Raw genomic sequence first — 7,368 nt, forward strand, 5'->3', positions numbered from 1 at the left:
TACATTATCCTTTAATTCTAATTGTTGGCTGACCGTCTGATATCCAGAGATGCAGATCTTGCAATCTGTCACATGCCTCGATAGATTATCCAGGTAGGGCTGTAAATCCATATCTGTAAAGCTATCATTAAAGAATGTAAAGATACATTTAGCCTTAAGAATTGCCTGGGCTTCAAGAACATCTATTATCGCCACATTGGTACCTAGATTAATTACATCATGGCCTCGATGTTTTAATACAAAATGTAAGTATAATAAACTGAGTTCCTGAGTCTCACCTTCGGGCAAATATATAATGCACTTGGAACCTGCTGATTCTGATTTCAATTGGTCAATGACCACATGTAGTTTGCGACGAATAATATGAGTTACAAAGCTTTCATGTACCCCCTTAATTGAACCTGTGAACCACATTGAACTGATCCGGTCAAGAAAAGGATAAATAACCTTATCCATTGTCTCCTCCATTCCGTCTGACTCAATATGTTTATTAAGTATCTTACTAAACTTTGTCTCATTCAATTCAAACATAGACAACATTAACCCATCGACCTGACCTTCATGTTGAGTATCAATTTCTGAGATTTCGGCAACCTTAGAAGAAATCTCATTAGGTTGCATTCCGGCGATCTTAGATATCTTAATTCCATTTTTATTGAGCAGGGCGATATTGAGGATTTTTTGGAGATCTTCTTCAAGGTAATATCTGATATTGGTTTCTGTATTTCAGGTAATGAATGAGGTTTTTTACAACCCCTATATCATTAAAAAATAGAAAACTCGAAGCTTTCTTGATTGTAATTCGTCCGTAAAAAGTGCGGTCTAAACTGTTTTCTTCAGAAAAATTGAACTCGGTAAGTGGTATTTGGTCTCGACAAGGGGTACACAAAACCTGCTCTCCCCGATATAATCGTGCATTACATCCAAAACACACACGGGGTAGGAGAACCGTGTTGAGATCATTTATTATATTTGGTAGCTTGGTTAATTTCAAATCTTAACGCTTTAAAACCTGCTTAGTACGTAGCCCTTATTGAATGGATATTCAAGATACTAAATTCAATTATAAAATCCTCCTGGCGGCTTTGGTGGCAGTAGTAATAGGTGTACTTATCGCCTTTTATTACAGTTATGCACAATCTCAAACCCAAATCCAGTATCTGGAAGATGAAAAAGGACTGCTCGTTAGGGATCTAACCCTGATGAAAACAGAAGTAGACAGACTATCTGCTCTTAATGAGGTCAATGAGATCGAACTTCAGGATTCCAAATTCCAGGTTCAGCAATTATTAGATTCTGTAGGCCGACTTACCTTTACCATAGACAAGCTTCAAGAGTTTAAAAGTGATCTTAGGACACTTGAGGCACGATATGACAGTATTAAATTGAAGAATAATCTTCTTCGTTATAACAATAGGCTTCTCGCAGACAAGTATGATGAGACCCGTATAATGCTCGAAGATATTAGAGGCCAGAGTAATTCCCTTGCAGAGGCAGAAGCATTATTGCGGAGGAAAAATCTTGAACTTAGCAGAGAGTTGAAAATGAAAAGTTATCTGGCTCTTGTAAATTCTGAAGGCAGTGGATTCAGAATGCGCAGTGGGAAACCCATAAAAACAAATAAAGCCTCTACCATAGAAAAGTTACGTGGATGCATCACCATTCAGGCAGATCCCAATACTACCACCGTTAAGGAAAAAGTGTTGTATTTCCAGTTTCTTGGGCCCAATATGGGTATCATTGAAGATAATGCGAATATTATCTCTGTAAATGGCAACCTGTATAGTAAGAGGGTAACGCTTATATTTAAGGGAGAAGAAATGAGCGTCTGTGATTTTATTACGGTTCCCGAAGGTTCACTCCTTTCAGGGACCTACACCTTAAATGTCTTCGAGGACGAAAAATTACTCACTACAGCAGAATTTCAATTAAAATAATCATTAGAGTCTTTCCCTAAAGTTCTATTTTTGCCCAATGGCAAATCAAGAAGACATTTTCAGAAAAGTAATTTCACACGCCAAGGAATATGGTTATGTGGTGCAATCTAGTGAGATCTATGATGGCCTTAGCGCTGTATACGACTACCTCCAGAATGGTGCGGAATTAAAGAAAAATATACGTGAATACTGGTGGCAGGCAATGGTTCAGATGAACGAAAACATTGTGGGGATAGACGCTGCCATATTTATGCATCCTACCATTTGGAAGGCTTCTGGCCACGTAGACGCATTCAATGATCCTTTGATAGACAATAAGGATTCCAAGAAAAGATATAGGGCAGACGTTTTGGTCGAAGATCATGTAGCCAAAATAGAAGCCAAAATTGAGAAGGAAGTAAGTAAAGCCGCCAAACGTTTTGGAGAGGCCTTCGATAAAGAACAATTCCTGGCAACCAATGCCAGGGTGGTAGAATACCAGGAGCGATCACAAACTATTCTGAAACGACTCGCAAGGTCCCTGGAAAAGGAAGACCTGGAAGATGTAAAGAATCTGATCGTTGAACTAGATATTGTTTGTCCTGTATCAGGATCAAAGAATTGGACCGATGTAAAACAGTTCAATTTAATGTTCGGAACAAAACTAGGGGCTTCTGCTGAAAATGCGACCGATCTTTATTTGAGACCCGAAACTGCTCAGGGGATATTCGTGAATTTTCTGAATGTTCAAAAATCCGGACGACTTAAAATACCATTTGGAATTGCACAAATTGGAAAAGCGTTCAGAAATGAAATTGTTGCAAGGCAATTTATTTTCAGGATGCGGGAATTTGAACAAATGGAGATGCAATTTTTTATTAAACCCGGAACTCAGATAGAATGGTACGAAAAGTGGAAGGAGTTACGAATGAAATGGCATTTATCCCTGGGAATGGGGGAGGAGAATTACCGCTTTCATGATCATGAAAAATTAGCTCATTATGCGGATGCCGCTTCGGATATTGAGTTTAAATTTCCTTTTGGATTTAAAGAACTCGAAGGGATTCATTCCAGAACCGATTTTGATCTTAGTAGCCATGAAAAATATTCAGGTAAAAAATTGCAGTATTTCGATCCTGAACTCAACCAGAATTATGTGCCTTATGTTGTAGAAACATCCATTGGAGTTGATAGAATGTTCCTGGCCGTTTTATCAAATTCACTAAAGGAAGAAGAACTTGAAAATGGAACTACCAGAACGGTTTTAAAAATTCCGGCCGTCCTTGCACCTACAAAAGCAGCTGTGCTGCCACTTGTAAAAAAGGATGGATTACCAGAAATAGCACATAAAATTATTGATGATCTCAAATGGGATTTCAATGTAATCTATGATGAAAAAGATGCCGTAGGCCGAAGATATAGAAGGCAAGATGCCGCAGGTACTCCTTTTTGTATTACTGTAGACCATCAAACTTTAGAAGATGAAACAGTAACTATTCGTCACAGAGATACCATGGAGCAGAAGAGAATAGCTATTGGAGCCGTTAATACGGCTATCGCCAATGAAGTTGCAATGAAGCACTGGCTGAAGAAGACAGAATAAGGCCTTATTAGATAGTAATACTCATAATTGATATCTAAGTCCCAGACTTATATAAAAATTTCTGTCATTCCCGGGGTAGTAGTAACGAGGTTCGGATCCACCAAATCCAACTGCATTGATTAACACGGATTGGGCATAATTAACATCAAATATATTGTTTATACCAAAATCTGAAGAGATATATAAATTCTCTATGATTTCTTTGTTATATCCCAATCTTGTATTTAGAATATTATATGGTTCGCTATACAGGCTGTTGGCATCTGTAAGAGGAATGCCATCTACGTATTGATAGGTAGTGTTCCAATAAAAATTCTTAGTGTGGTTAAGGCGCAGTCCTAAATTTATTCTATTCCTGGGAACACCAGTTAAGGGATTTCCTGAATAGTCATTGTCTCCATCTACAAAATCCACGAATATATGGTCACTGAGGGTATAACTTGCAAATGGAATGATTTGTAATTTAGAGCTTAGATCGAAAGTATAATTCATATCTAATTCAATACCCTGATGTCTTGTACTCCCTGCATTTTTACCAACAAATTGATCTTCTCCAATGCGTTGTGCAACCAATAAATCATTAATATTCATCCTAAAGACAGCCAGGTTTAACCATAGTTTATTCCTGGCAAGATACATTTTGGCGCCAAGCTCATAGTTCATCCCTTTTTCCTGGGTTATCTCCGGGTTGATTATCCCTTCAGGAGTAAGTGTTTCTTCCAATCCGGGATTGGAAAACCCTCTGCTAATATTTACATATAGCTGCCGCCCCGGGCTAATTGTGTAGACCAAATCCAAACTTGGCATTACAATAAGATCAAAATTTCGTTTTGCACTTTTATTATCTTCACCCGAATTAAATAGGTCTCTATAGTCGTAATGAGTTTTGTTTAGGTTAACGCCTAGTTGCATATTAAATCTGGTAGCAAGCGGGAGTGCTATAGAGGCAAATGCATTGAATTGCCTTCTGAATTCCTTGTTGTGACTAAGTTCATTTCCCTGAAGACTTCCGTTTCCATCGTTTTCCCGATATAAATTCTCATAAGTTCTCCAATTATATTCGTCTTTGTAGAGCTCACCTCCAAACAGGTAAGACGCTTCTCTGTCCTGAAATCCAAAATTACCTGTAAATATGGACCTGAAACCGTAGCTATTGGTAAACTCATCCAGGATATTAAAAGGACGTGGTTCATAATGATCAAGATATGAGTAGAAAAGACTTGTTGTATTCTCTAGCTTGCTACTTATTTTATAGCTATAGGAGAGCCCCAGAAGTGTATATTTATTAGATTCAAATCCCTGTGCCTGTTTCCATGTAAAAGCAGCTTGTCTAGGGTTTTCCTTAAAGGCAGTTATTCCTAAAGAACTTGGTATTTGAGCGGTATAATCAATATAATTTGCCAATATACCAATTGAACTCCTGGGGTTTAGTTTAATGGCTGTGGTCAGAAGAATACCATTGCGGTTAAAGTTACTGTTCTCCCTATATCCGTCCGTATTCAAATGATTATAGCGCAAATTAATCTCCAGACTATCCGTAGTATGTGCAAAACTTAAATTGTTTTTAATAAGCCCATAAGAACCTAAAGTAAAATTGTTCTCAAAAAATGTTCCATTAGATATTTGTTCTTTAGGTTTAAGAAGTATGGCACCTCCCAGATTTGTACCATACGCAGTTCCTTTAGGCCCTTTAATCACTTCCATGGAAGTAAGATTTTCCAGGTCGAAAGCTTCAATAGTTGAAAAACCACTACCGTTTGTAACCGGAATATCTTTGAAATATAAGCGTAATTTATCTGTTCCAAAAGGGGTGCGTGCACCAACTCCCCGAATGGTTATTCGGTTAGTATTTAATGCGCCGGAAAGCAAATAAACTCCGGAGATCTGATTAATTGATGAGGCTATATCAATTGGACTGTGATTTTGAAATGCATTTTCCCGAATAATTGTGGATTGCGTAATCCCAAGAGTTTTATTAGCTCTGAGAGGATTATAAATAATTACTTCATTTAGGTAGGTAATGGTATCGTTTTCCTTTTCTTGCGTAAGCCCGTAGAAAGAATTTGCAACTAGGATTAAAAATAAAAAGTAGTACTTCATTAAATAATTTCAAATCCAAAAATACTGATAAAAGCTATATTAAAGCTGGTTTGCTTCTTGGAAAATAATCACTTTAATGAAGTTAGTTTATAAAGACGATTAGACTTGATAAATAAAAAACAAAAGAATAGTATGATGTTTCTATTCCCTTGATTTTTAATTTATTTAGATGAATTAATTATTAAACCATCTTTCTGTCAAAACCAAAAATATGAGGAGCAAATGTTGCATCTAGTCCCATACCTATGGCAGCTTGTTTCAATTCTTCAGGAACATCGCCACAAAAAAGGAACGCCCCGGGGACTGCAATTTTAAGCAAGGTTGGGAAGTGTCCGGCAGCCGTTGTACCTAAATGCTGTCCTAAAGCAGCACCATCTTTGAATAGATCATAAACAATCAAAGCATTTGTACTCTCATCGAAATAGCAATCTACTTTCAGTGCATTTGGCTCTGTTTCCTGCATCTGTTTTTCGACTTCTTTGTAAATGGCTTTAAGTTCTTCTGCTTTTCCAGGATTGGCTGTCCATTTGTACACTACTGTAATTTCTTGATTTGTCATTTTTTTGAATTTTAAGAATTATGAATATCACAAAGTTATGGCGTTTATATATACTTTAAAGGTGTCTTTAATGACATCTTAGGGGGTTGAATATGCCAAGTGTATTGAATATATTTGTCATAAAAACTAAAATGAAGCATTTGAGCATTATTATACCTGAAGGAACACTGATTTTAGACACTATTGTTGGAACACTCAATCTTTTCAAAATGGCCAATAGCTATTCTAAACGCATAGGGAACAATCAAGAGGACTTTTTTAAGATAGACTTGGTTGGTTTGACAAAAGAGCCCATTTCTTGCCATGAATATTTTCAGATAAAACCAACAAAAACCATTGAGGAAGTAGAAAGCACAAATTTGATAATAATCTCTTCCATTACGGGCAATATTGAAGATGCACTAGTGAAAAATGAGCCCTTCATTAATTGGATAAAAATGAGAAGGATTAAAGATGATGCCGATGTTGCGAGTTTATGCAGAAGTGCATTTATTCTTGCTGAAACCGGTTTGCTTAATGGAAAAACGTGCGCCACTCATTGGGTAGTCCATCAAAAATTTGAAGAAAAATATCCCAAAATTCATCTTTTGCCAGACAAGATAATAAGCGAGGATAATGGCATCTATTCTAGTGGCGGAGCTTATTCTTTTCTAAATATGATAGTTTATTTGATAGAGAAATATTACGGAAGAGAAACGGCAATATGGTGTTCCAAAATGGCAGAAATAGATTTTGACCGGATTAATCAAAATCAATTTGTAATTTTTAAAGGGCAGAAAGAACACAGTGATGAAATAATAAAAGCTGTCCAGATTTATATAGAGGAGAATTTTGAAGAAAAATTAAGCGTGAAAGACCTGGCAAAAAAATTTGCTATAAGCAGTAGAACTTTTATTAGGAGATTCAAGAAAGCAACACTGAATACACCATTGGAATACATGCAACGAGTAAAAGTTGAAGTTGCCAAAAAGAGTTTTGAATCCTCAACTTTAAATATTAATCAGGTAATGTATAATGTTGGTTACAATGATCAGAAGTCCTTTAGAAAAACATTTAAGAAATATACGGGTTTATCTCCTTTAGAATACCGAACCAAATATAACCGAGAAATGGCTTTGTCCTAGCTTTGCAAAGCTCCAATTCTCAGGATAGTCAACTAATAATGTGTACAAAGTATTAAAATACATTTT

6 protein-coding genes are annotated in these 7,368 nt (G+C 36.5%); 3 read left to right on the top strand and 3 right to left on the bottom strand.

What is annotated here, in order from left to right:
- On the bottom strand, window positions 1-621 hold a 621-nt coding region (locus Q0X89_RS13155; protein ID WP_297694916.1), incomplete at its 3' end, for a hypothetical protein.
- A gap of 416 nt (window positions 622-1,037) precedes the next feature.
- Between Q0X89_RS13155 and Q0X89_RS13160 the strand changes: the two genes are divergently transcribed.
- Window positions 1,038-1,937 carry a hypothetical protein gene (locus Q0X89_RS13160; RefSeq protein WP_297694918.1) on the top strand — a complete coding sequence of 300 codons (900 nt, stop codon included), beginning with the start codon at window positions 1,038-1,040 and terminating at the stop codon, window positions 1,935-1,937.
- Window positions 1,938-1,974: 37 nt separating this feature from the next.
- Window positions 1,975-3,519 (top strand): glycine--tRNA ligase, encoded by a 1,545-nt coding sequence (locus Q0X89_RS13165; protein ID WP_297694920.1) that lies wholly within the window; start codon window positions 1,975-1,977, stop codon window positions 3,517-3,519.
- A gap of 21 nt (window positions 3,520-3,540) precedes the next feature.
- On the opposite strand, the gene Q0X89_RS13170 is transcribed toward Q0X89_RS13165, so the two are convergent.
- Both Q0X89_RS13170 and Q0X89_RS13175 read right to left on the bottom strand, forming a co-directional pair.
- Window positions 3,541-5,619 (bottom strand): TonB-dependent receptor, encoded by a 2,079-nt coding sequence (locus tag Q0X89_RS13170; protein ID WP_297694922.1) that lies wholly within the window; start codon window positions 5,617-5,619, stop codon window positions 3,541-3,543.
- A gap of 181 nt (window positions 5,620-5,800) precedes the next feature.
- Window positions 5,801-6,178 (bottom strand): antibiotic biosynthesis monooxygenase, encoded by a 378-nt coding sequence (locus Q0X89_RS13175; protein WP_297694924.1) that lies wholly within the window; start codon window positions 6,176-6,178, stop codon window positions 5,801-5,803.
- Window positions 6,179-6,318: 140 nt separating this feature from the next.
- Here Q0X89_RS13175 and Q0X89_RS13180 point away from each other — a divergent pair, with 140 nt between their 5' ends.
- Window positions 6,319-7,302 carry a GlxA family transcriptional regulator gene (locus Q0X89_RS13180; RefSeq protein ID WP_297694926.1) on the top strand — a complete coding sequence of 328 codons (984 nt, stop codon included), beginning with the start codon at window positions 6,319-6,321 and terminating at the stop codon, window positions 7,300-7,302.
- Window positions 7,303-7,368 lie beyond the last annotated feature (66 nt).

This window comes from uncultured Eudoraea sp. (assembly GCF_947258525.1).
Lineage (GTDB): Bacteria > Bacteroidota > Bacteroidia > Flavobacteriales > Flavobacteriaceae > Eudoraea.

Coding starts and splice junctions, on each gene's coding strand:
- Q0X89_RS13165 (WP_297694920.1), top strand. CDS start 1,975: ATGGCAAATCAAGAAGACATTTTCAGAAAAGTAATTTCACACGCCAAG.
- Q0X89_RS13170 (WP_297694922.1), bottom strand. CDS start 5,619: ATGAAGTACTACTTTTTATTTTTAATCCTAGTTGCAAATTCTTTCTAC.
- Q0X89_RS13175 (WP_297694924.1), bottom strand. CDS start 6,178: ATGACAAATCAAGAAATTACAGTAGTGTACAAATGGACAGCCAATCCT.
- Q0X89_RS13160 (WP_297694918.1), top strand. CDS start 1,038: ATGGATATTCAAGATACTAAATTCAATTATAAAATCCTCCTGGCGGCT.